The organism is Chitinophaga sp. 10T418 (genome assembly GCF_056394125.1).
The window spans coordinates 69667-94494 of record NZ_JBFTHG010000005.1; the positions used below are offsets into that span (position 1 = coordinate 69667).

Genomic DNA, 24828 nt, shown 5'->3' on the forward strand with positions numbered 1-24828 from the left:
TTAAATACAAATCGTTAATTTACAGGTAGCTTACAGTCAAAAAATAATAAAATGTATTAAATGTGTCCATCCCGGAGGCACTGAGTTGTTATGATGCTTTATAACAATTAAAACTTAACACCATGAAAGATTTCCTGTTTGTGTACAGATCAGATTTAAGCGTATTGGGCAAACGCTCTCCTGAAGAAATGCAGGCCAACACCCAAAAGTGGATGGACTGGATCGGTGATATCGCCGCACAAAATAAACTGACTGCCCGTGGCGACCGATTGCATCCATCCGGTAAAGTGGTAAGACCCGATCACGTCATTACCGATGGCCCGTATACGGAATTGAAAGAATCGCTGGGCGGATATTCTATCGTGAAAGCAGCCTCCCTGGAAGAAGCGGCCGAACTGGCCAAAGGCTGCCCTATCTTCCTAACCGGTGGTAGTGTTGAAGTCAGGGAGATCAGTGTCATGTAAAAAATCTTTTCATCTTAAAATCTCCAAAGCCTTTGTAATATTACAAAGGCTTTTATTTATGGAAAAAAATGAACTGATACCACACCTGTTCAGAACCGAATACAGCAAAATTACGGCGGTGTTATGTAAGCTGTTTGGCTTCGAGCATATCGAAATAGCCGAAGACCTTGCGAGTGATACCTTTTTGTCGGCCTCTGAAATATGGGGACTCAAGGGACTGCCCGAAAATCCTGTTGCCTGGTTGTATACCGTGGCAAAAAACAAAGCCAGAAATCACCTGAAACATGAGGCGGTCTTTCGCCAGAAAGTAGCAGCGCAATTAAAATATTCCGCTACGGAGACAGACATACCGGAAATAGACCTGTCCGCCAAAAACATCCACGACAGCCAGTTGCAGATGATGTTCGCTATTTGTCATCCGGCTATTGCAGCTGAAGCGCAAATTGGGCTGGCGCTGCGTATACTATGTGGCTTTGGCATAGAAGAAATTGCTGCCGCCTTTTTATCCAATAAAGAAACCATCACCAAAAGATTGCAACGGGCCAAAGACAAATTAAGAGCCGAACAGATCAGGATAGAATTTCCCGGCGAGCCGGAAATAAACAAACGGCTGGATACCGTGCTGAGAACCCTGTACCTGCTTTATAATGAAGGCTATTATTCCAGCAGCCATCATAGCAGTCTCCGTAAAGATCTCTGCCTGGAGGCATTCCGGTTAACTTCCCTGCTGACAGAAAATGAAAACACCAACAAACCCTTCGTACATGCCTTATTATCATTAATGAGCTTTCAATCGTCCCGGTTCGATGCCAGGATAGATGCCGCCGGCGAAATAGTATTATACGATGATCAGGACACTAACCTCTGGAATAAGGCACTGATTGCACAAGGCGAGGCATTTTTAAATACCGCCTCCCGGGGGCAGGAGATCTCAAAATATCACCTGGAAGCAGGCATTGCTTACTGGCATACCATTAAAGATGATACGAAGGAAAAATGGAGTAACATCCTGCAACTATATAATCACCTGCTGCAACTGGAATACTCTCCTATTGCGGCACTTAACAGAACATACGCCTTATCCAAAGCGAGGGGAAAAGAGGTAGCGCTTACCGAAGCGCTGAAATTGAACCTGGCAACACATCATCTGTACCAGGTGTTGTTAGGGGAACTCTATACAGGTATAGATAATCCCCGGGCATTATCCTGTTTGAAAACCGCCCTGGAGTTGGCCCATTCTCCGGCAGATAAAAAAATCATCCTGCAAAAAATGCACATAGTAGAACAACAGCTGTATTGAAAGCGAACAATTTTATTTCACAATTAAAATTACAGCTGCTGATAATCAAGTGATTAAAATTTTGCACTCCAATTGTTTGTCGTAGCTACAAATACCTAAATCACTTGTTATAAAACAACCGTTTTTCTTACCGGCACTTTGGGGAACCTATACCGCCACTGCTGAGGCTTAAGCCGGACCAGTCAAGCGCTGTAACCTTTTCTCCTTTGGGTTGTTCTCTACATCATAAAAAGGAGATATGACTATTAAAACTGTCAACTTTAAATACCAGTTGGAGAAAGCGGAGCCCAGAATCGGCCCGGGAGGCATTACCCGTGGCGCCTCCGTAAAGGAATTCCCGGCATCCACCGGCATTGCAGGGGTAAGTATGTGGCTGGAGCCTGGCGCCATGCGCGAATTACACTGGCATGCCAATGCTGCCGAATGGGCCTATGTGTTGGAAGGGAATATGCGCACTACCGTAGTTCATCCCGATGGAAATACCTACATCGATTTATTTCAGGCCGGCGATGTATGGTATTTCCCCAAAGGATATGGACATGTACTGCAATGTGTGGGACCAGAAAGATGTCATTTCATCCTCATCTTTGATAATGGTGATTTTTCGGAAGACCATACCTTCAGTATCACCGATTTCATTTCCAGTGTGCCACCAGGCATTGCGGCGCAGAACTTAGGCATCACCACCGCAGAAGTAGCCCTGCTCCCGCACGGCGAAGTATACTTTGCTAAAAGTGCGATCACTGCTCCTCTTTCCGGATTGGCGATGCCTGGAAATGACAGCACCCTGTTATCTCTTCACCGTTATCCGTTAAATGCGCAACAGCCCAAACTGGTGCCTGGTGGCGGCCTTCAGCGGGTAGTTACGCAAAAGGAATTTCCGATCGCTAAAACTATCACTGGTACTTTATTCGAAATAGCCCCCGGCGGTTTGAGAGAATTACACTGGCACCCCAATGCCGATGAATGGCAATATTACATCCAGGGGAACGCAGAGATGGGCGTTTTCCTCGCAGAAGGAAAATTCATCAACGATCAGTTTGAAGCAGGCGATATTGGCTATGTTCCTATGGGCGCAGGACATTATATTAAAAACACCGGCACTGATGTTTTAAAGGTGTTGATTGGTTTCAATAGCGGCCAATATGAAGCCATTGATCTCAGCATGTGGTTAAGTGGTAACCCCAAAGACTTGCTGGCAGGAAATTTCAGCGTTGATACCTCCCTGGTAGATAAATTCCCGCACAACGACCAGTTCATTATAAATGGATCCAGCGAAAAATAAATTTGCTAAACCGAATGGTTATATATACTTTTACTAAACCAAATGGTTATGTATCTTAAATAGTAAATGAATGAAAGCAAGACGAGACGTGTTTCAGGCCATCGCAGATCCCACCAGACGAGCTATTATAGGGCTACTGGCCCAACAGACACAAACCCTGAACACCGTGGCGGAGAACTTTAACATGAGCCAGCCAGCCATTTCAAAGCATATGCGCATACTTACGGAATGCGGACTGGTGCTCATTGTTAAACAGGGCAGGGAAAGACATTGCAGCGCCAATTTCAAAGCGCTGGAAGAAGTAGCCCAATGGGCAGAACAATACCGCTCCTTCTGGAACAACCGGCTCGATACCCTGGAGAATTTATTGAACGAAGAAGATTAATCAATTCATAAACTATTTCATGATGACAAAGAATAAAACGCCCGGCGCAGAAGCGCAAATGCTCATCAGAAAGCCTGTCAGCAAAGTGTTTGAAGCCTTTATTGATCCAGCCATTACAAAGCATTTCTGGTTCACCAAAGGCAGCGATAAACTGGTGGCAGGCAAAACGGTTACCTGGGAATGGGAAATGTACCAGGCTTCCAGCAAAGCTTTTGTAAAGGAAATTATACCCAACAAAAAAATAGCGATCGACTGGGGCGAACCCGCTACTGCTGTTGATTTTAATTTTGAAGCACTCTCCGATGATACCACCTACGTCACKATTTCCAACTATGGATTTACAGAACAGGGTGATGATCTGCTCCGCAAAATCAACGACTCCACAGGCGGCTTCACCACGGTTTTAGATGGCTTAAAAGCATACCTGGAACACCATATTAACCTGAACCTCATCGCAGATAAATTCCCAAAACGATAAAATAAGATTTTATGGAAAAGTACAGCAAGATCATTGCACCCGGCACTCTCCGGTTTGAACGCTCTTTGCCTGGTCCTATCAACAGGGTATGGGCTTACCTCACAGAATCAGAAAAACGCGGCAAGTGGCTGGCAAAAGGAGACATGGAACTTTTTGAAGGCGGTAAAGTAGACCTGTACTTTATGCACAAGGAACTCAGCCCCCTCCCCGATGTGATACCTGAAAAATATAAAGACATGGATCAGGGGCACCACTTTACCGGTACCGTATTAAAAGTAGATTCTCCCAACCTGCTATCATTTACCTGGGAAGGTGGTTCAGAAGTAACGTTTGAGCTAACCGAGCAGGCGGATCGCGTCCTGATGGTAATCACACATCAGAAACTGGGCGACAAAAAGACTACGCTGTTAAGTGTATCAACAGGATGGCATAACCATGTAGGTATCCTGGTTGCCAACCTGGAAGGCACTGTACCACTGCCTTTCTGGAAAACACAAACTGAACTGGAAGCAGTGTACGCAAACCTGATTTAATGATGGCTGCCGGAGAGCTCCCGGCAGTCCATCCATATCCCTGCTACTCACCGTTAGGGTCCGAAGACAACACTTCACTCATGTAGTCGAAGAACGGGCGCATCTTCTGAAACGTTCCATTAACCTCTTTCAAAAAGTTATCGCTTAACACCTCCTTATCAGAAAAAGATCTGATGAGCAGAAACTGTTTATAGCGCAACAGATCAATCGCTTCATGATCCGCTTCAAACCCTTTAGGAGTAGTTTTTAACTGCTCCCCTTTCAGTGATTCAAACGTAGTAACAAATGCCTTGCTGTTAATGATTTTCCGCAGTGGCTTAGCGTCAAACGCAATATCATCCCTGATGAGTTTCAGGTCTGCTGGTGTGGGCCCCCAGAAACCGCCGGCTACAAAGCTGTTACCGGGTTCAATATGAAAATAGTATCCACCTCTGCGACTTTTGGTAGCACGTTTAAAACTGCCACTCCAATGTGCTTTGTAAGGCGTTTTATCATGGGAGAAACGGGTGTCCCTGTAAATACGATACAAACTTTTTTTGCCTGAAGGCGTTTCTATCAGATCATGGGCAGAGAGTTCGTGCAGTAATGATTCTGCAAAGGCCTCTACCTCTTGCTGTTCTTGTTGAAAAACAGCTTTGTGTTCATTGAACCACTCCCTGTTATTGTTTTTTTTCAGCTTATTTAAAAAATCAAAACTGGAAGGTTGTATCTGCGCCGGTGCTGTTTTTTTAGCCATTGGTAATTTTTAAAGACCTGGCAAATATAGCACCTATTGCCCGGATTTAATTTGTTGGGCAGGCTCAACTGTTTTCCCGATATTGAAAAAAATGACTGTAAAATTCAAAGGAATAACCCTAATTTCCGTAATTATAAATTTACAGTGAATGGTGAAACGTAGAAATTTCCTGAAGCAAATAGGCTTATCAGGCACAGGTTTATTATTGGCCTCCAATACCTGGTCTGTCCCCATTATCCAACCGGCTAAAAGTGCTAAGAAATTACGCATAGGCGTTATTTCCGATCTGCATCATCTGCAATTTAATGTACCAGAAGTAGCGCGGATGAAATCCTTTATGGATGCGGTGATGAAAGAGTCGCCCGACTTCATTATCCAATGCGGGGATTTTTGCCGCCCCAAAAAATCCGAAGAAATCATGGCGCAATGGAACCGGTTCACTGGTCCAAAATACCATGTACTCGGCAATCATGATATGGATGTTTGCGACAAAGCCACCATCATGAAATTATGGGGCATGGAAAAACCGTATTATTCCTTTGATCAGGGTGGCTACCATTTTGTGGTGATGGACAGGAATTTTTTACGGAAAGAAGATAAAACGCTGGAAGATTACAATAACAGCAACTGGGGCCCACTACCCTCTCCTATGCGTAGTTTCACCGATCAGCCGCAACTGGAATGGCTGAAACAGGACCTGGCTACCGCCCAACATCCGGTTATCGTTTTTATGCACCAACCGGTTTTCCTGAGCGACTTTTACCAGGAGTTAGGTAATGCAGATGAAATTCTGGCCATCTTCGACGACGCCAACCTGGCGGCCAAACAAGCAGGAAAAAATACGGGGGTGATGGCCGTATTTATGGGTCATGATCATGACGACAGATACGGCGCGAGAAACGGGGTGCATTATTTCCTGCTGAACAGTGCCAGCTACGTGTACACTGAATCAGGCGCTCATTATTACAAAGATGCCCTCTTTGCATTCATTACCCTGGATCCTTCCGGCTGGCTGCATATAGAAGGAAGATCTACCAGCTACCGCGATCCGGTAACCGATAAAGTAAAAGCACAATTTCCTACCAGTATCAGTAATCATGCAGTACGGTTGTTACCGGAGAAGCGGGTTTAATTTCCTTATTAAAACGAGTGACGGTCTCCTGGTTTGTGGTATCTCCAAAAAGCTACACACTTTGGGGAGCTTAAGCCGAAGACCGTTGTTCGCTATTTTATTTACCATCTATCCTTCTTTCGCCCATTCCTTCCTCCTCTTCAACTCCGCTTCTGAAGGCTCCTGAAGCGGTCCAATGGTGCCTGTTTCTATTCCCCCTGCCGGTTCATAGGTGGCAATGATAACACCTGTAGTAGAAATAATCGAATTCACTAACTTCCACTGAACCGGCTGTGTGCCTTCCGCAAACAAACGCTTACCCGAGCCGAGGGTAACAGGGTATACCCATGTATACAACTTATCTACCAGGCCTTCTTTCAGCAATGTTTGTATGAGTTTACCACTTCCAAATACCAGCAGGTCCGGCCCCTCCGTTGTTTTGAGTTGCCGCAGCTCCGCCACCACATCACCGGTGATCAGCGTAGAGCTGGCCCAGCTTAGGTCAATAGGTTTACTGGAAACGGTATACTTGTGTACACGATCGAATAATTCCCCGATAGGATTTCCCTTTGCATATGGCCAGTAGGCAGCAAAGATTTCATAAGTACGCCTGCCCAGTAACAGATCAAAAGGTTGCGCCATAATGCCGCTCATCGTTTGATGCGTTAGGGCATCCCCCAGTTTGGCTGTCCATCCACCCCACTTAAAGCCATGGGTAGGATCTTCTTCCGGGCCGCCGGGTGCCTGCAATACCCCATCCAGGGAAACAAATGTGGTAACGATGATCTTTCTCATAATTTCTGTTTTTGTTTTATTATATTGGTGAAACCCGTAGTAGAATAACAATTCAAATATACTTTCAATGCGTATCACGGACACAGGGCAATCACGACTTTATTGGAGGGTGATTGCGACATCCGATACCATTTCAATAGCCACGTATGATTACATCCAGAAGGGACTTTCTGAAGTTAACCACACTCAGCAGCACCGGTTTATTATTACCGCAAATCGGCAGCTTCGCAGCGATCCTGAAAACAGATGGTAATGAACTGACCGTACTCAGCGAACAGCTACTCCAACAATGGGGCGATGCATTGCTCGCACTGCAGGTCAATCAGCCATCCGCCAAAGGGCTGCATGGCGGGATCCTTTGTCCTTCCTGCGCGGTGATACATGGCAGATGCGGCGATGCCATCTATCCGCTGTTATACTTAGCCAACAAAACAAAAAACCGGAAGTATACGGATGCGGCTATACGCTTATATGATTGGATGGAAGCCATGGTGAGTACACCTGATGGCGCCTGGCTAAATGAAGTGAGCATGGGCGACTGGAAAGGCATCACCGTATTCGGTGCTACCGCCCTGGCAGAATCACTGGTACACTTTGAACACCTGCTGGAGAAAGCCACACAGGAAAAATGGAAAAACAGGTTACAAAAAGCGGGTGATTATCTCTATAAAAATTTTACTATCAATACCGGCAACATCAATTACCCCATTGCTGGAGGTTATGCCCTATGCCTGATAGGTACCTATCTCCAGCAACCACATTTTATAACGAAAGGTAAAAGCCTGGCGCAGCAAAGTCTTGCTCACATTACCACCAGCAAATTATTATTCGGAGAAGGCAAACCCATTCCTGAAAAAAGTGCAAAAGGCTGCTACGCGGTAGATCTGGGCTACAACGTGGAAGAATCCCTCCCTTCTCTCGTGCTATATGGTAAGCTGATGAATGATACCCCGTTACTCGAACAGGTAGCCGCCTCCTTACAGGCACACCTGGAATTTATGTTGCCGGATGGCGCCTGGGATAATAGCTGGGGAACGCGTAATTATAAATGGACTTACTGGGGCAGCAGAACCAGCGATGGCTGCCAGCCTGCCTATGCATTAATGTCTGAGGGCAACCCGGCATTTTACAAAGCTGCATTGCAAAATACCAGACTATTAGCGCTGTGTACCCATGACAATTTATTACATGGCGGTCCGCACTATGTATCACACGGCATCCTCCCCTGTGTGGCCCACTCACTGGCACATAGCAAAGCCCTCACCACCGTATTACTGCACGCAACCAACATACAAYCGGCTACCGCAGCTCAGTTACCACGGGAACGCATATACGGCGTAAAGTCATTCCCGGAAATTAATACCTGGCTTATCTCAAAAAACAAATGGCGGGCCACCATTACCGGCTATGACCAGGAGTATACCATGAAAGGCGGCCATGCCAGCGGTGGCGCATTATCGTTGCTATGGCATAACGATACCGGCCCCCTGTTAGCCGGCAGCATGAACAAATATCAACTGGTAGAAGCGTTAAATATGCAGCGGGATAAAAACGCGGATACCGTTTGTTTGACACCCGGTTTCAAACTAACAGCCGGCGCGCAGGTATACCTCCATACCAATGATCTTAAGGCTACAGTGGATTACCAGGAAACATCCGAAGCCATCACCTTTAACACCCGCTCCCTGTTGGTGAATGAAACCCAACAGCCGGCGCCTTCTCCGGATTGTAGTCTCACCTATATTTTTGAGGAAAATACTTTGCATATCCACGGCACCGCTACCAATCAAAAGGCGGTGTATAGCTTACCAGTCATCAGTACTAATAATGAAATCCTAAAACTGATAACGCCTCATCTGCTGGAGATATATAAACCGGGGAGTATTGTGGAGATCACGGCCAATACACCAATACAGCTACCTGGCGTACTGACCGATCGCATCTTCAACTTTGTGCCTGGAATGGAAGCCATTCCGTTGTTGTTTGAAACAAATCACATTGATATAAAAATTGTTGTAAAACATCGTACCTAAAAAAGGCAGCTGTCTTCCTTTGCCTTACCAGTTTATTTGGTAGTTGCAGGAGCATGCGAAACTATCATTCCCTGCTCCGGCACATACTTATCGTATTCCATGTGCTGGGCTACCTTCAACGCCACATCGGCGCCCTTTAATTTTGCCACCAGGTGTAAAGCCCCATCAATGCCGGCAGAGATGCCCGCAGTGGTAATAATTCTGCCATTATCTACATACCGTACGTGTTCCAGTACTTTAGCTTTTGGCACTGCCTTTTGCAGATTCTCAATACTGCGGTGGAAGGTAGTTACAGTAAGATTGTCCAGCAGCCCTGCTTTTCCCAGGATGAAAGCGCCCGTGCAAACGGAAAAATAACTCTTGGTTGCTTTATCCCTTGACTGTATCCAGGCAATTACTTCCGGATCATCAGCGGCTATATTATCGTTGCCGCCAAAAACAGCGAAGACATCAGCAGGCGGTGCATCTGCAATGCTATAGTCTGGAAGCACTTTCAGGATGCCCTGCGATAACAGCGGCGCTTTGTTTTTTGCTACCGTGAACACCTTGAAACCAGCATAGGAAAACACTTCCATCGGGCCGGCAAAATCAAGTATTTCCACGCCCTCATAGAGATAAAAACAGATGGTCATTTTTTGATCGTTTATAGTGTTTTTGGGAATGAGTTCCATACCACAATGCGGACAAATTTCCGGTTGATGAAATACCAACGTATCACAGGGGCCACAGGGAGGACAGACATATAGAGAAGATTGTTTTTGTGACCATGCCACACATGGCAACAATAAGAGCAGGAACAGCAACTGTTTCATCGCAGAATAATTTATAGGGCAAAGCTAACCGGAAGCGGCCATACAAATCAGGACAAGTACACTACTAATCGGGACAGTTATATGGCTTTTTTCAGGAAGCGCCGCAGTTGATCCGGGCCCTTAAAACCGCATTCCTTTGCAACCCAGGCGACTTTGTGCTGCGCTTTTAACAAATGCTGCGCCTTTTCCTGTCGCAGCTGTTGAACATATTGTCCGATTGTATTGCCGGTAGTGGATTTAAACAGGCGGGTAAGATTCCTCGGACTGATGTGCACCAATGCCGCGAGGTCTTCTATCGTTATTTTATGCTGGAGATGATGTGCAATATAATCCTGTACCTGGTGAACCTGGTAATTGATATGCTGCCTGTTTTGCAGGTAAACACTATGTTGCGATTCCGTACCGTCGCGGCGGATATACACCACCATATCTTTCGCTACCATATAAGCAAAAGCAGCTCCATGCTGCTCTTCCAGAAGATACAAGGCCAGGTCAATTCCTGTGGCAATCCCAGCACTGGTGAACAGCTTTCCGCTTTTTACAAATAGTTTGTTTTCTACCACCTTCAGGCGCGGATATTGTTTTTGTAAGGAAGATGTCCACGCCCAGTGCGTAGTGCAGCTATGGCCGTCTAACAGGCCTGCAGCGGCTAATGCAAAGGCCGCCGTACAAACGGAGCAGATGGTAGCTCCCGTAGCAGCAGCGGCTTGTAGCCATGGCATCCACAAATGGTCGTCTTCCCGGTTCCACCTGGCCAGCTCCATTCCTGCTACAATAATGATATCCTGCGCAGTAATGGTTACTGTATGAAGTGGATCTACTGCCGCAAATCCAAGCCCGGACGAAGTAGCCGGATGTGAGTAAGGTGAAACATATCGGAGTTCATAGGGTTGCCCGCAACAACCGGATTCATAAAATACGGTCACTGCGCCTGCCAGGTCCAGGAGATGGACCCCATCAAAAAGAAAGAATATGATCCGATTCGATACCATCGGACTAAATTAGGATATAATTGATAAACGCTTATCTCCACAATCGCCCAAACATTCGCTGCAGTACACTCTTGTCCTCCGTCAGGATCTCCGCAGTGCCATCCAGTCTGGGTTGCACCGGAATCTCTTTTCCGGTAGTTGTCTGTAAGAGATGATCCAGGTGAATGCCTACCTGGAAATTAGTATCCGCCACGTTGGCTTCAGCAAACATCACCGTTCCCTGCAACAACCCATATTCTTCGTAAGGATAAGCGGTAAGGCGGATAAGTACCTTTTGTCCGGCTTTTACTTTCCCGGCACCTAAGGCTTGCATGCTTCCCTTTACGAGGTATGAGGACTGCTGTGGAGTAATAACCACCCTTGCGGGTATCACTTCCGGATAACGGAAAAACCAGGCGGCTACAAATGCGCCCAGCACCAGGATACCGATGAGCGTAATACCACTACGCAATATCCACGGTGGCATCTTCCCCATGATTTCCTGTACTTCTTCGCTGCGAACGGAATCCAGCGAAGCATGGCTGAGGTGTCCGTTCTGTGAGGTGGTTACATTTATAAATGCAGTACCATCAGGTTTATGTTCCGGCATGATAACTATCCTCCTAATTCCAGTTGATTTTTAACAAGTTCAAAATAATTTCCCCGCCGCGCAGTGAGTTGCGCATGTGTGCCCGTTTCTACGATACGGCCTTTTTCCAGTACAACGATCTGGTCCGCGTACTTCACTGTACTTAAACGATGCGCGATGACCACCACTGTTTTCCCTTTAAAAAACTGCTCCAGGTTATCCATGATAACACGTTCATTATTTGCATCAAGTGCACTCGTTGCCTCATCAAAGAAAAGGTAATGCGGATCTTTGTAAATGGCACGGGCTATTTGCAATCGTTGTTTCTGGCCAGCGCTGATACCACTGCCGGCATTGCCGATCTTTGTCTGGTATCCAAGCGGCAGCTCCTCAATAAAGTCCCGGATATTGGCTGCAGCTGCAGCATGTACCAGGCGCTCGTTGTCTATTCGTTCATCACTGATCGCAATATTTTTCGCGATAGTTCCTGAAAAAATAAATCCGTCCTGCATCACACTACCACACTGACGCCGCCACCATTTCGGTGACAGCTGTTGCAATGATTTATCACCCAACTGTATATGGCCTGTTGTTGGTTCATAAAATTGCAGCAACAATTTCATCAGGGTAGTTTTACCGCTGCCACTGGTGCCTACAATGGCCGTCACTTTCCCCTTCGGAATGGTAAGATCGATATCCTGCAATACATAAGGAGATTGCCTCCCGCCGTATTGAAAAGACACCTGTTGTAATTGAATGTCGCCACGTCCCTGGTCATTTGCAGGTATCGTCAGTTGCTCTCCCGTTTCTTCTTCTGCGCGATTATGGATTTCTCCCAGTCTGTCCAAACTCATTTTGGCATCCTGTGCTGACTGAACAAAAGAAAGCAGTTGTTCCAGCGGACTATTCATTTGTCCGATGATATAACTCACAGATAACATCATTCCCAGTGTGAGATGTCCATTCATGACCTCCCTGGCAGTGATAAAGGAAATCAGGATATTTTTCAACTGATTAAAAAATACAGCGCCCAACTGTTGATACTGTCCGAGTGCCAGGCTCTTCACACTGATTTTATAAAGCCCTGCCTGTACATGTTCCCACTCCCAGCGCCTGGCCGTTTCACAGTTGTTGAGTTTTATTTCCTGCATACCGGTAATGAGTTCAAACAGGATGTTCTCATTTTCACTCATACGCTGAAAGCGTTTATAGTCAAGCGCCTTACGCCGCCGCAGGAAAAAGAATATCCAGCCAATGCCCATAGCACTGAAACAGGCAAATACCAGTAATATCTTCCCGCTATATATGCCTAATACAATCGCAAAGACAAACAGGTTTACAAAAGAAAACAAGGTAGACAATGTGGTACCTGTCAGGAAATTTTGGATACGGGTATGGTCGCCTATGCGTTGGTGAATATCTCCGATCATTTTTGCATCAAAAAACCGGATCGGCAGTTTCATCAGCTTGATAAGGAAATCCGAAATGATGTTGATGTTGATACGACTGTTCATATGCAGTAGTATCCAGCTACGAATCATTTCAATAGCGGTGGACCCTGCAAAGAGCATCAGCTGGGATACCAATACCAGGTATACGAAGCCCATATTGTTCCGGTTAATACCATAGTCTACCAGGCTTTGCGTAAGAAACGGCATGACCAGCGACAGTGCGCTGGCCACCAGCACACTCAGAAAAAGCTGTATTACATATTTGCGGTAGGGTCTTAAATAATTAAACAGAAACCGGAAACCGGTCGCTTTGTTGTTCATTCCCGGCTGCTGGTAGAATGTTTCTGTTGGTTCCAGCATCAGTACTACGCCGCTATTACTGTTGCCCTGCCAGCAGCGGAGAAAAGTTTCCTTATCCACTTTCACCATACCGTGACCGGGATCTGCGATGAGAATTTTATCATGCTTTTTATCCCGGTTATAATTTTGAGGAGGCAACACTACGAAGTGTTGTTGATTCCAGTGCAGGATACAGGGCAGGTCCACATTTTCATCGAGCTGTTCGAAATTGATGCGCACTGCGGTAGTACGAAAACCGATTTTCTCTGCTGCTTCCCCGATGCCCAGCATACTTACCCCTTCCCGGGTAATGTTTGCCTGCTCCCGGAGATATTCCAGCGAATACCGGCGGCCATAATGCTTTGCGACCATGCGCAGACAGGTAGGTCCGCAGTCCATTGCGTCCAGTTGCTTATAAAAGGTGAATCCCATTATTTCGTGATGGCCACCATAGCCAGTTGTGATAAATAATATTTTTCCAGGAAATGATATATCACCATTTCATGCTTACGTTGTTTGCCAACAAATATCCTGTTAAGAAACAGGTGTACATGACTGGCGATGATACCCTGATAACGGTCTTCCGAGCCGCAATATTGCCGGATATGTGCCGACAGCGGGGCAGCCGTAGCTGTACGTAACCGGTAAGCTGCAATAGCCTCCGTAATGTCGTTATCGTCATCATTAGCAGGATTCATCACGGACATGATTTCCTGCTGATGCTTCCGGTATTTGTCATTCAGTGGCTTATGTAATAGCGCACTCCCGCCAAACTCTGTGATAAATGCTTCCTGCAGCGACGATAGCAAATGCTTTTTCTGCTGCAGCGTCAGCGCAAAATCATCGAGCATCATATCCACCCCACGCATCGCCATTTTCCAGCGATATACTTCTCCTTCTGATCCTTCCAGCATACTGACAATACTCAGCACCGCCATGCTGTCACTGCAAAACAGGGCTTCGCTCTCTGCGATGGTTGCTGCACCATAACGTTCTATCTCCCGTACGTAGGTGTCGTACTGTATCTTCTGTACCTGTCCTCCCTGAACATACGGCTGCATAGCAGCAGTGATGCGATGTGAGATGACGGTGTTATTGGCCGGGTTCGCGCTGTTAAGAAACCGGAGCCGGATATGTGGTTGCGGATCGCCGAAGCGCAGAAAGAAAAACTGTTCAAATAAGCCATCTTCCTGCCATTCCGGGATGCTTTCCGCAAAATAATTTGCGAGTAATTCTTCCGCTACGCGGTAGCCGCAGTAAATCTTTACATACAGCCATTCACTGCCTGGAGGAAAGCTGCGGGTAATGAGTGACCTGGTAGCAGTCGGCAATTTGTTCTCTGCTACAGCTTTGCTGGCCGAACCTGGGCTCTCCTCTGCAGCTTTGCTGCTTTTAGTCACCCTGACAACGGCTGATTTCTCTTCCTTTACCGGCAGGTATTGCAATGGTAGCAATATTTCATGCGCATATACCTGATTTGCATCATCCCGCAATACCCCACCCTGTTCGTCTAACAGGCACTCTTTTAGTTTTACGCTGGAAGTCTTTTTTATCTGATCGAGCAAAATAGCCACCGCTAATGGTTGCGTCAGATCCAGCAGTAATTCATTATCTGCTTCGGATAATAATACTTTGTCGGGTATGCCTTGCTGGCGGCGGTACTTCTCAAAAAAGCGCAACTGAATATTTTCATCCGTTCCAGCCTGTTCGGTGTCTTTAGTGGTGAGTGTCCAGCTGGCACGGCATACAATTATGTTTTTATACGCGACCCGGGGCAATCGTGGCCGGGAAGCCAGTACGCCCCAATCCCAGTGCAGATAAGACATACCTGACTGGTTCTGCAGGTCGCACAGGAATTTGTACACCGGTAAACTGTTAAAGCTATAATTATGTGCAGAGCTAAGGCGTGGAATCACCCGCTTGTTCAATCGTTTACTTCTTAAAATTACTTCCTGCTGGGAAACGGATACCATCAGGTCTGTCACCGGAATCTGGTATGCTTCGTCTACACCGGCGATGCCGATGTAGGGGATTTCATAATTGCGCAGCACGGGTCTTATTAATACGTTGGCAGCGCGGGCTTCCGGGAAATGCACCACTTCTGCCATCACCACATCCGGATAGGACGCTTCCTCTTCCTGCAGTGCGGCCTTTGTTTTTGCTGCCAAAACCGGGTCTCCGCTGCAGAAGCGCCCCAGCAGATTGGCCGCAGAAGGGCCTCCTAAAGATTGCATCGCAAAAGTATAATTGCCTTTGTCTGCTTCTTCCGCAGAGGCAGCCTGTAGCGAGCCAAACAGGTAAGAACTTCTGGAGATAGGCACCGTTTCCGGATCACCCATTTTTTGTAATTCTTCTGCCGTAATCTGCACGATGGCCTGGCCATCTCTCAGGAATTCTTCATACTTGGTCAAACCTAATTGCTGCAACTGCGACCAGTTGACCGTTGTGCTTTCAGGCGGCGCTTTAGTGGCTATATCTTCCACAAAAGGTGCATGAACCGTATTTTCTATGCCTGCCCCGTAGCCAATCCCCGTTTCTCCATCAAGTACCATGTTCAGTGGCATTTCCCGGGATTCGTATTGCTCGTAAAAGCGTGTAGCAAAATTCTTCATTTCTGAACCCGCATCTTTTGGATAGCCATGGCAGAGGGCCATCAATTCATTTACCTGTTGGGTAATATCCTGCACCAGGCCTTCACTGAGCGTACACGCCGTAGCTGTTTTAAACAGGTCTATCTGCAGCAGGTCCTTAGGGATACTGAGCGGAAAAGTGCGCTCGCAGATATCATGAATCGCCTGGAGACGGGAACGCTCAAAATCGGGCTGCTGAAACAGCCCTTGCAGGGTCAGCAAACTATCGCGCAAAGCAGCCACATCTTCGATGGAGGAAATGCGACCGATAAGTGCTTCGAGATTATCGGTCGCCGTAATTTTAGGCTCAATTTCAGCGATTAAGAGCTGCGACTGGATCAGCTCCTGCACAAAAGTATTGGCTTCCTCCTCCATGATGGAGGGATCTTCCTGACGAATAAGCTGTACTATGCCGGCAATGGTAAGACCGTTCACCGCCTCCCGGAATATCTTTTCCAGGAAAACAGAATGAGCCACTGCCGTCAGCATATACCTGCGCCGGTTGTTATTGATGGAATATTCTGCATAGCGGTATTTTTCACCCGCTTTATAAAGACTGTTATTGGTATAATAGCGCAGCTCCCTGCTCACAGCAGGCAATTCCTGAATATGATGACAGATTTTAGTATAGTAGTCCATGTCCAGCCGCACCTGCTGACGTGCCTCGCTGACAGGATGTAATTGCAAATGAGTAGTGGGTCCGACGGTACCGGTAGTACATCCGGCAAACAGGCCATAAGGCGTGCTCCTGCTGCATGCCCGTACCCAATATTTGTACAATGATTTACGCAGCTTCTCTGTCTTCTTTTGATTAAAAGCTTCAGGCTCGCTGAGATATCTTTCCAGTTCCTTCAACAGGTCCTGGGATCCGATATGTAAAGCGTACATAAATAAAGGGTGACTGTTGGCCAGCACCTGCAAATTGTTTTGTAAAACTTCCCGGTATTGATGTATGGGATAAAGTGGACTTCTTATGAGGAAGAATCCTGTATGTGACAATGCCATAGCTGATTCTTTTAGTTTTTACAGTAATAGGTAATCAGGATATCAGGAAACATTCATCCCATGCTAACGGATGATCCTGCAGATGTGATAAGATAGAAAGTCCTACGCCGCTGCCGCCGTCCAGGAGATCCCAGGAGTAGTCCCACTGCTTATCTTTTCCCTGCCATACTTTGATACCGTGTTTACTGCCATCTTCCGAAAAAGAAATTTTCTCCATGGTTTTATTATGCCAGTACGCTGCACATGTATAAAATGCAGGGTCTTTGGTTTCGAACCAGAATTTCCGGTAAAAAGCGGCAATACCGCTGGCGCCGTGACAAATGCAATTGTCTACAATCCCTGCTGCTTCGTCCGTAACACGGGCTGTGTTGTAGTGCATGATGTATAATGCCTCTTCCATCCAGCTTTTTTCAGACAATACTTTGCCGCATTGCCATAGGCAGATGGCCACATTGAGATCGCCATAGCACCATGATAAGCGGCTGTTGGCGCTGGCATAGTTACCATCCAGGATAGCGGGATATAATGCAGCCAGAGAATCGGGCGCGCGTTCAATTTTATGCTGCAACATAAATGAGATGCTTTCTGTGATCAACTGTTGGCACATGGCAGTGGCTATGCCTGCCTGATATATTTTAGCGAGTAATATCAGCGCAGAACAGCTGCCATGGGCCAGGCTGAAAGCGTCCACGAATTCTCCGGCAGGTTCTTCATGGGTATAAAAAATAGGCAGACTCCTTCCCTTGTCCGTCATCTTGCTGGCCGCAAAGAGTGTGGTCACAAAATATTCCAGGTGTGCTTTCACATCTGCTCTTCCGGTGAAACCCAGCAGAAAATTACACATCCCGATGCTGCCATGCAGGAAATCGAAATTTTTACATTCTATGTGATAAGCGCTCTGCGCGATGGTAGCCGTAATAAAATCCGATGCAAGGTAGTCCATATCCATTTCCACAAACTGGTGCCTGTTGAGGTGATCCAGCAGCCAGAAAGGGCCTGTATGTCCTGAACAGAAAGAATAGTTCAATCCTTCTTCGGGCGTATAACCCGCATATATTTTTTCAAGCAGCGCGGCGGCGTTATCTGCTTTTTCGTCGACGTATTGTTCGTAGTAGAACATAAACAACAAGGCACCCCAGGGACCCTTAAACAGGCTGTTACTCTGACCAGGATCATATTCCGCCTTATCCAGCAACGAAACAAGATCATTATACATATGTGCTAACTGCGATGCGGTGTTGTCCATTTTTCAATCATTGTTTAATGTGCACAATTGGGGAAGCAGGTGCCCCCCCAATTGAATAAAATCGATACAGGTAAACGCTTTGTGATAAGATCATCACCCGATCTTGTTGTACCTCAGATGCCCGGACTAAATCAAGGGATCATGCAGCAAGGACGGCCTGTGCCAGGACTGGTGGCCCTGCAGCTGGATATTTGCCTGGTATCGGTCGTGCAAATAGTACCAATGGTTGCTCCTGCACCACCTTGCAGTTGAAATTGTTGATCAGCATTGAGCTGAGCAATAGGTTCTTTGCTGAGCATCAGTTTTTTGCTCAGGTCAATTTGTTTCTTTTTCATACTGTAAATAGAAAAAATAATCCTCCCCTGTCTGTTGCCGTGGGGCGGTTGTTCAGCAATCCGGATACCAGCAGGTATCTTTATCTTATGCAGCCATCGGGACAAGTCACTTCATCTGTTTCCACGCAGCAGGCACTCCACCAGGTAAGTGGGCCACCACCAGCTAATTTGGCTTTCTGCTGTTGATTAAGTTCAACAATAGCTTCTTTTTTCAGCATCAGTTTTTTGCTGAGTTCGAGTTTTTTCTTTTTCATATTTGGGTTGTTTATGGACAAAGCTTACCCAGTAGCTATCGGGCGATAGCCTGCATAAAATTCATCCGGGTTTAGAGATCAGACTGGCAGAAAATGCAATTCGGCCGATTAGGAGGTATGGTAACACAGGTTTCAAACTGCGTTCCCAGACAGGGAGGCCTGAGGGTCAATGGTGCTAATCCACCAGCAATCATGGCTTGTTGGGTAGTGTTCAGCAAGGCAATAGATTCCTTGTTCAGAGAAAGCTTTTTCTCCAAGGGCATTTTTCTTTTTTTCATAAAAACAATGTTTACAGGTTTACGGGTTCAAAAGGGTTTGGATTTAGATGTTGGTTTTGATTTGTTGTGTCAAAATTACGCTTCTTCTCTGTCGCTAAAGCAGCAACAGCGCCATGTGCCAGTTATTCAGCAGAATAATAAAAAAGGGAACTACAATATTTTTTTATGTGAGTTGAGACATAAGATGCCGGGTTAAAAATGAGATTTTGAAGTTAAATAAATTAATCTTGAAAAAAAAATTGTTTTTAGAAAATTAAAAATCGGTTGCCTCCCTCTTCCGAAGAACAATGGAAAGATGGATCAGCCGGCATTACCGGGGATTAAAAATATACCGTCCAGTAAAATTAATACTACCGTTACCCCGGATAAGGTGCTCGACTTATCCGGAGTATTGTAAAGGTATTTTTGTTTGTACTAACAAACAGGAAGTGAATAACGAACGAAAATTACCCGGTAGCTACCAGACGATAGCCCGCATAAAATTCATCCGGAATTTAAAAACAGATCTAGCAGAAAACGCAATCCAGCCGACCTGGAGGTATGGTAACACAGGTTTCAGCCTGCGTATCCAGACAAGGAGGTCTGAGGGTCAATGGTGCTAATCCACCGGCAATCATGGCTTGTTGGGTAGTGTTCAGCAAGGCAATAGATTCCTTGTTCAGAGAAAGTTTTTTCTCCAGGGGCATTTTCCTTTTTTTCATAAAACAATATTTACAGGTTTACGGGTTCAAAAGGGTTCTGATTTAGATGTTGGTTTATTGTATCAGCATTACGCTTCTCCACTGTCGCTAACGCATGTGTAGTACCATTTGGCAGCTATTCAGTGTCATAAAAATAAAGGGAACGAAAATGTTTTTTTATGTAAGTTGAGATATAACATGTCGGGTTAAAAATGAGATTTTGAAGTTAGAGAAATTAATCTTGAAAACAAAATTGTTTTTAGAAACTTAAAAAACGGTTGCCTGCCTCTTCCGAAGAACGACGAAAAGATGGATGAGCCGGCATATGAAGGGAATTATTACACCGCTATATTTCGGGTTGCTCATCGTTGTGCTTTATCTTTTTTACAGCGAGACTGCTTTTCCCAAAACGGTAAGTAAACGCGATATTAGCTCTGGCACTTTCTGTGTGTCGTTCAAAATCCAGCAATACCGCATTGCTTTCTCTTAAAAAACTCCATTTACGGGAATTAAAAATATCTCTTCCACTAAAATTGATAGTGGCCCGTTTATTCAAAAAGTCAAACTTCACGCCGGCATCCACCCCATATGCAGCATGGTTCCTGTCCTGCGCCACCACGTCTGCCGCACGATAATCGCCTCTCAGTTGCAACGAAAAATGATCGTTGATAATAATGTTATGGGTGATGTTGGCATTCCAGCTAAACCCTTCACTGGCGGAGAGTCCATATGCAGGAGCAGCGGCTGTTTTATTGTGATAAACATTCGCATTGACTAAAAAATTCCAGGCTTTCATCACATTCACCTTACTGATTAATTCCAGTCCACCTGTACAGGAATGTGCCAGATTTTGAGAGGTGGTGGTAATGATACCCTTTACGGGTGGTCCTTCTATCCGTTTAATAAAATCATTTGTCTGACGGTAATATAAACTGGCTGTCAACGTAATTACTTTCCAGTATTGCTGATATCCCAATTCAAAGAAATGAATATCTTCTGGCAATAGTGCCGGATTGCCTGCATCATAATTGACCGGATCAGAAACATCCAATACGGGGTTCAGCTGCCGGGGCGTAGGTCGCGCTACCCGTCGGGAATAACTGAACTGTAACTGTTGCTCCGCACCTGTTTTCTGTGTCAGAAAAATGCTGGGGTATAGTCTGAAGTTCGTGACCCTGAAAGGTGTATAGTACAAAACATGACCGGTATCATAACCCATCAGCGTTGCACTGAGTAACGCATCTTCAGCCCTGACACCAACCTGGTAGCTAAAGTTCCCCACCTGGTTTTGATAATTTAAATAGAGCGCATGTACCTGGTTGTTGCTCTTAAAAGTATTACTGACGCCATCATATTTATCGTATAACCCAGTGGCATTATTAAAATTGTATGCATCCTGTACCCTGTCACTCCACCGGATCTGACTGCGGTAGCCAGCATCTAACTCACCTGTTTTACCAACAGGCAGTATGTAATTGAGTTGTGCATTATAAAATCTATTATGCTCGCTGTTGTTATTTTGCAGTATGGCGGGCATTGTTTTAACTACCTCTCCATTGATATTATAAACATCCGTTGTATAGCTTTGCAAGTTATGATTGGCGCCTTGTGAAAATCCAAGACTAACAGTTAACTCCTCTTTAGGTTTATTAAAAGTTTTAGAGAAGTCCAGGTTTATATCATAGCTATTACCTTTTCCATTAGTCAGATTAGTACGATGACTTTGCTCTATAATCGCGTGGGAAGCGCTTAGCTCATCTATGCTTAAGAACTCCTTTCTGTTATTGGTAGCGTTGTTAAAGCTGCCGGAGACACTCAACACATTTTTCTCATTGAGATAATAATCCATCCCTGCTTTCAGGTTGCTTCCTTTGTCGACCGTTGTAGAGGGAAATGTTTCGTTAGAGAAAACAACCGGATCGTTTGCATGGAGATAAGTGAGGTACTGATAACCATTGCTAAGCCGCGTACCATACCGGTAGCCATAACTGGCATACAAATTAAGCCGGCTATTTTGAAAGCCAATATTTGCACTGCCATTATAGTTATGCTGTACACCGGCTGTTGCTGCTGCGGAGCCGTTAAACCCTGATTTCTTATTTTTTATCAGTATGATGTTGATGATTCCTGCCTGACCTTCTGCATCATACCTGGCAGAAGGGTTGGTAATGACCTCGATACTTTCAATAGAGCTTGCTGGTATCGACTGCAGCAACTGTGCTATATTTCCGCCGGCAATCAGGGAAGGCTTTCCATCAATTAAAACATTCACGCCGGAAGACCCTCTTATGCTTATATCTCCATTCCCATTTATTTGTACTGAGGGTATATTCTGTAATAAATCTGCGGCAGCACCGCCTTTACTTACCAGGCTCTGATCTACTGCAAATTTCTTTTTATTGAAACCAATCTGTGCCTCATTTTTCTGCGCTACTACCGTTACCCCGGACAAGATGCGCGTCTTATCCGGAGTATTGGTAACGGTATCTTTGTTTTGTGCTAACAAACGGGAAGTGAACAGCAACAAAACGACCCATGCTTCTAAAGATCGTTTCATTAATTTACATTTATCTTAATCGGAACTGCCACTTTCTCCCATTCTACCGAAAAGCTTTCAGGAGTGATATGATACACTAGTTTCTCCTGGCTATGTCTTAATTTTTTTGGCTTCACATCTATCCGCAACTGGTCTTCTGATTCATTATATTTAAAAGCGCCCCATTGCTTTGGCTGTTTGTTAAAGATGGCGGTCCATTTCATTTTTTCTTTAGGTATCAGAAAAAAACTATACTTCCCTGCAGGTAATAATTTACCTTGCACTTTAATATCTTTATCTGTTTCAAAAGTGGTCGCCTCATTAGCGCCGGCACGCCACACTTTATCATAGGGAACTAATCCACCCCATATTTTACGGTCCTTTACGGAAGGACTGCTGTAATGAATATCAATGTTGGTGTTTTTTATTCCCCTGCTAATGGAATCAGCCGGACTTACCCGGGGTTTGGCCTGCTGAGCAAAGGCCGAAGCCGATACGATCATTGCTGTAACTAGCAAGATGACGTTGAAGGATTTTTTCATACTTTATTTAAATTGTTTTAATTCTTTAAATTGTAACTAAAACAAAGGTAGGGGGCTACACAGGATGCGCTGCTGTACATTTTTTCACTTAATCAGTACTTTCAGAACATGAGAAAAGAGAGTTTACATTTGCCTTTTGAAATTGAATTCGCTACACTGGAGCGATACCCCAAAGGCTCCAGGCACAATAGTTACTTTGAGTTAATCTACATTTTCAGTGGTACAGGCATCCAATACATTAACCAGCATAAATTCAATTATAAAGCAGGCAATCTGTTCCTGTTAACGCCACAGGATATTCATTCCTTTGAGATCACAACAGCTACCCAATTTTTCTTTCTTCGTTTCAATGAATATTATGTAAAGACAAAATCCGGTCCCGAAAAAGATACGATACAGCGAATGGAATTTATTCTTCAGAATGCCAGCCACCGACCCGGATGTATCCTGAAAAACCAGGTAGACAAGCCCCTGATTGCTTCCCTGGTAGCAAGTATCATACAGGAAAGCAATCATCAGCAACTCTATCATAAAAAAATAATAGAACAAATTGTAAATGCCATTATAACTATTGTAGCAAGAAATATTGCTTTGAAGCTCCCTAAAAACATCAAGGAAAATACAGGAGAAATAGTATTGGATATATTGCATTATATCCAGGAAAACATCTTCGATCCATCCAAACTAAGAGCCGCGGAGATCAGCCGGCATTTCGGCATTTCATTAAGTTATATGGGGCGGTATTTCAAAAAGCAGACGGGAGAAACTTTGCAGCAATATTTAACCTCCTATAAGCTGCGGCTGGTGGAATCCAGGCTATTACACAGCGATATGCGGATCGGAGAAATTGCTTTTGAATTTAACTTTGTAGATGAAAGTCATTTAAACAGGTCCTTTAAGAAATTAAAGGGCGTAAGCCCTACGGAGTATAGAAGGCAGTATTGCTAGAAATAGTTATGCTACAGTATTGTTACATAGGAAACCTGGGGCATAACGATTGTCTCCGCTCGCTCTTACGGTTATTAAGAAAATCCCTGTAAGATAAAACCAGTTCAAAGCCCCCACGATGCTGTGCTGCAGCGGCCAGTTTATCAATATTTATATCGTAGCTGATACCAAGCATAAATTTAGATTGCTGCAGCTGAATAACCGGGATAATGGCGTCATTCATCCGGTACAAAATTCCACCAGTAATGGTTTGTTCTCCCCCACCCATAAAAAGATCCCTACTGAGCATAGCACCCACCTGCAGCGTGCTGATATTTACAGGTGTTAAATGTTCTGCAAATTGCCGGAAGTAATCCGCATAAAAAATGAACCGGTCCGTTTCACTGGTGGGCGCAGATAACCCCAGGTTGAATGCCAGCTTTCTGTTCAATACGATGGTATTGCTCTGGAAAAATCCCACCTTCGGCTTTGTAATGTGAAATAGTCCTGCTCCCACAAAATAATCTATGTCTTCTTTCATCACACCATTGTAGCTTAAGCCGGTAGACAGGTCAAAATAGTTTACGCTCGTGTTATCAAAAGTCTGCCGCGAATACGGCAGCACGCTGAAAGTTCCGTTACTGCCTGGAATAAACTGATCGTTCAGTACCAGCTTGGTGGGATCAAATCGTTGTTGCATCGAGCCAGCCATAAAGGCAAGTGATAAATAAGAGTTTCGCTGGCTGCTCAATGGCAAACTATAATTAATGGCAGGCAATATCTGGGTAGTGCTAAACTGAGAGGTACCGGCTACATCTCTGAGCAACTGCAGGCCTACAGTAAGGTTATCATCACTGGTTATATTCACAGGAAATTTGACTTCCGTGCTTAATCCAAAAGTTCTATACGGCACCGTTACACTTTGCCATTGATTCCTGTAAGAGGTAGTTACCCGTATATCTCCGGTGAAAATTCCAGCTAATGCAGGATTGCGCAATAGTGGCTGATCATAGAATTGCGAAAAGCCAACATCCTGTGAAAAGCTTTTCGTCACCACCAGACAAGCAGTAACCAGTATGAAAAATATTTTATAATACCCTTTCATAAATAAGT

At 45.2% G+C, this 24828-nt stretch carries 24 protein-coding genes; 9 read left to right on the forward strand and 15 right to left on the reverse strand.

The window, feature by feature from the left end; all coding sequences use genetic code 11:
* Nucleotides 1-122 precede the first annotated feature (122 nt).
* The 6 genes from AC1DCV_RS15605 (at nucleotide 123) to AC1DCV_RS15630 (ending at nucleotide 4445) form a co-directional block, all read left to right on the forward strand.
* The gene (locus tag AC1DCV_RS15605) at nucleotides 123-464 is read left to right on the forward strand and encodes a YciI family protein (RefSeq protein ID WP_477024000.1); all 342 of its coding nucleotides are present in this window, start codon (nucleotides 123-125) and stop codon (nucleotides 462-464) included.
* Between the two features lie 58 nt (nucleotides 465-522).
* Entirely contained in the window at nucleotides 523-1764 is a 1242-nt protein-coding gene (locus AC1DCV_RS15610; protein WP_477024001.1) for an RNA polymerase sigma factor, read from the forward strand.
* A 238-nt stretch (nucleotides 1765-2002) separates the two neighbouring features.
* A complete protein-coding gene (locus AC1DCV_RS15615) occupies nucleotides 2003-3049 on the forward strand; it encodes a cupin domain-containing protein (RefSeq protein WP_477024002.1) in 1047 nt (348 codons plus the stop codon).
* Between the two features lie 70 nt (nucleotides 3050-3119).
* Nucleotides 3120-3434, forward strand: coding sequence for an ArsR/SmtB family transcription factor (locus tag AC1DCV_RS15620; RefSeq protein WP_477024003.1), 315 nt, complete (start codon nucleotides 3120-3122; stop codon nucleotides 3432-3434).
* 19 nt (nucleotides 3435-3453) lie between these two features.
* Nucleotides 3454-3912: an SRPBCC family protein gene (locus tag AC1DCV_RS15625; protein WP_477024004.1), complete on the forward strand. Its 459-nt coding sequence runs from the start codon at nucleotides 3454-3456 to the stop codon at nucleotides 3910-3912.
* Between the two features lie 11 nt (nucleotides 3913-3923).
* The gene (locus AC1DCV_RS15630; protein WP_477024005.1) at nucleotides 3924-4445 is read left to right on the forward strand and encodes an SRPBCC family protein; all 522 of its coding nucleotides are present in this window, start codon (nucleotides 3924-3926) and stop codon (nucleotides 4443-4445) included.
* A 43-nt stretch (nucleotides 4446-4488) separates the two neighbouring features.
* Here the strand turns inward: AC1DCV_RS15630 and AC1DCV_RS15635 are convergent, their stop codons facing one another.
* Nucleotides 4489-5181 carry a DUF2461 domain-containing protein gene (locus AC1DCV_RS15635; RefSeq protein ID WP_477024006.1) on the reverse strand — a complete coding sequence of 231 codons (693 nt, stop codon included), beginning with the start codon at nucleotides 5179-5181 and terminating at the stop codon, nucleotides 4489-4491.
* Nucleotides 5182-5329: 148 nt separating this feature from the next.
* On the opposite strand from AC1DCV_RS15635, the gene AC1DCV_RS15640 reads away from it, so the two are divergent.
* Entirely contained in the window at nucleotides 5330-6313 is a 984-nt protein-coding gene (locus AC1DCV_RS15640; RefSeq protein ID WP_477024007.1) for a metallophosphoesterase family protein, read from the forward strand.
* Nucleotides 6314-6421: 108 nt separating this feature from the next.
* On the opposite strand, the gene AC1DCV_RS15645 is transcribed toward AC1DCV_RS15640, so the two are convergent.
* A complete protein-coding gene (locus AC1DCV_RS15645) occupies nucleotides 6422-7087 on the reverse strand; it encodes a dihydrofolate reductase family protein (RefSeq protein ID WP_477024008.1) in 666 nt (221 codons plus the stop codon).
* 146 nt (nucleotides 7088-7233) lie between these two features.
* Between AC1DCV_RS15645 and AC1DCV_RS15650 the strand changes: the two genes are divergently transcribed.
* On the forward strand, nucleotides 7234-9120 hold the full coding sequence (locus tag AC1DCV_RS15650) for an ulvan lysase-like protein (protein ID WP_477024009.1): 1887 nt from the start codon (nucleotides 7234-7236) through the stop codon (nucleotides 9118-9120).
* Between the two features lie 32 nt (nucleotides 9121-9152).
* On the opposite strand, the gene AC1DCV_RS15655 is transcribed toward AC1DCV_RS15650, so the two are convergent.
* The 12 genes from AC1DCV_RS15655 to AC1DCV_RS15710 all read right to left on the reverse strand — a co-directional run bounded on the left by AC1DCV_RS15655 (nucleotide 9153) and on the right by AC1DCV_RS15710 (nucleotide 22788).
* On the reverse strand, nucleotides 9153-9932 hold the full coding sequence (locus AC1DCV_RS15655; RefSeq protein ID WP_477024010.1) for a DJ-1/PfpI family protein: 780 nt from the start codon (nucleotides 9930-9932) through the stop codon (nucleotides 9153-9155).
* A gap of 77 nt (nucleotides 9933-10009) precedes the next feature.
* Nucleotides 10010-10924, reverse strand: coding sequence for a GlxA family transcriptional regulator (locus tag AC1DCV_RS15660; RefSeq protein WP_477024011.1), 915 nt, complete (start codon nucleotides 10922-10924; stop codon nucleotides 10010-10012).
* A gap of 31 nt (nucleotides 10925-10955) precedes the next feature.
* On the reverse strand, nucleotides 10956-11513 hold the full coding sequence (locus tag AC1DCV_RS15665; RefSeq protein ID WP_477024012.1) for a hypothetical protein: 558 nt from the start codon (nucleotides 11511-11513) through the stop codon (nucleotides 10956-10958).
* Nucleotides 11514-11518: 5 nt separating this feature from the next.
* Nucleotides 11519-13714: a peptidase domain-containing ABC transporter gene (locus AC1DCV_RS15670; protein ID WP_477024013.1), complete on the reverse strand. Its 2196-nt coding sequence runs from the start codon at nucleotides 13712-13714 to the stop codon at nucleotides 11519-11521.
* On the reverse strand, nucleotides 13714-16917 hold the full coding sequence (locus tag AC1DCV_RS15675; protein ID WP_477024014.1) for a lantibiotic dehydratase: 3204 nt from the start codon (nucleotides 16915-16917) through the stop codon (nucleotides 13714-13716). Before AC1DCV_RS15675 ends, AC1DCV_RS15670 begins: the two co-directional genes overlap by 1 nt.
* 34 nt (nucleotides 16918-16951) lie before the next feature.
* Nucleotides 16952-18163 carry a lanthionine synthetase LanC family protein gene (locus AC1DCV_RS15680; protein ID WP_477024015.1) on the reverse strand — a complete coding sequence of 404 codons (1212 nt, stop codon included), beginning with the start codon at nucleotides 18161-18163 and terminating at the stop codon, nucleotides 16952-16954.
* Between the two features lie 131 nt (nucleotides 18164-18294).
* Entirely contained in the window at nucleotides 18295-18498 is a 204-nt protein-coding gene (locus AC1DCV_RS15685) for a class I lanthipeptide (RefSeq protein ID WP_477024016.1), read from the reverse strand.
* A gap of 80 nt (nucleotides 18499-18578) precedes the next feature.
* Nucleotides 18579-18752 carry a class I lanthipeptide gene (locus tag AC1DCV_RS15690; RefSeq protein ID WP_477024017.1) on the reverse strand — a complete coding sequence of 58 codons (174 nt, stop codon included), beginning with the start codon at nucleotides 18750-18752 and terminating at the stop codon, nucleotides 18579-18581.
* 71 nt (nucleotides 18753-18823) lie between these two features.
* Complete coding sequence (locus AC1DCV_RS15695) at nucleotides 18824-19030, reverse strand: class I lanthipeptide (protein ID WP_477024018.1); 207 nt, start codon at nucleotides 19028-19030, stop codon at nucleotides 18824-18826.
* 506 nt (nucleotides 19031-19536) lie between these two features.
* Nucleotides 19537-19731, reverse strand: a complete 195-nt coding sequence (locus AC1DCV_RS15700; RefSeq protein ID WP_477024019.1) for a class I lanthipeptide — start codon at nucleotides 19729-19731, stop codon at nucleotides 19537-19539.
* A gap of 325 nt (nucleotides 19732-20056) precedes the next feature.
* The gene (locus AC1DCV_RS15705; protein WP_477024020.1) at nucleotides 20057-22267 is read right to left on the reverse strand and encodes a TonB-dependent receptor domain-containing protein; all 2211 of its coding nucleotides are present in this window, start codon (nucleotides 22265-22267) and stop codon (nucleotides 20057-20059) included.
* Nucleotides 22267-22788: a DUF2911 domain-containing protein gene (locus AC1DCV_RS15710; protein ID WP_477024021.1), complete on the reverse strand. Its 522-nt coding sequence runs from the start codon at nucleotides 22786-22788 to the stop codon at nucleotides 22267-22269. The genes AC1DCV_RS15705 and AC1DCV_RS15710 overlap by 1 nt, the downstream gene beginning before the upstream one ends.
* A gap of 108 nt (nucleotides 22789-22896) precedes the next feature.
* Between AC1DCV_RS15710 and AC1DCV_RS15715 the strand changes: the two genes are divergently transcribed.
* The gene (locus AC1DCV_RS15715; protein ID WP_477024022.1) at nucleotides 22897-23736 is read left to right on the forward strand and encodes an AraC family transcriptional regulator; all 840 of its coding nucleotides are present in this window, start codon (nucleotides 22897-22899) and stop codon (nucleotides 23734-23736) included.
* Nucleotides 23737-23758: 22 nt separating this feature from the next.
* On the opposite strand, the gene AC1DCV_RS15720 is transcribed toward AC1DCV_RS15715, so the two are convergent.
* On the reverse strand, nucleotides 23759-24820 hold the full coding sequence (locus AC1DCV_RS15720; protein ID WP_477024023.1) for a PorP/SprF family type IX secretion system membrane protein: 1062 nt from the start codon (nucleotides 24818-24820) through the stop codon (nucleotides 23759-23761).
* Nucleotides 24821-24828 lie beyond the last annotated feature (8 nt).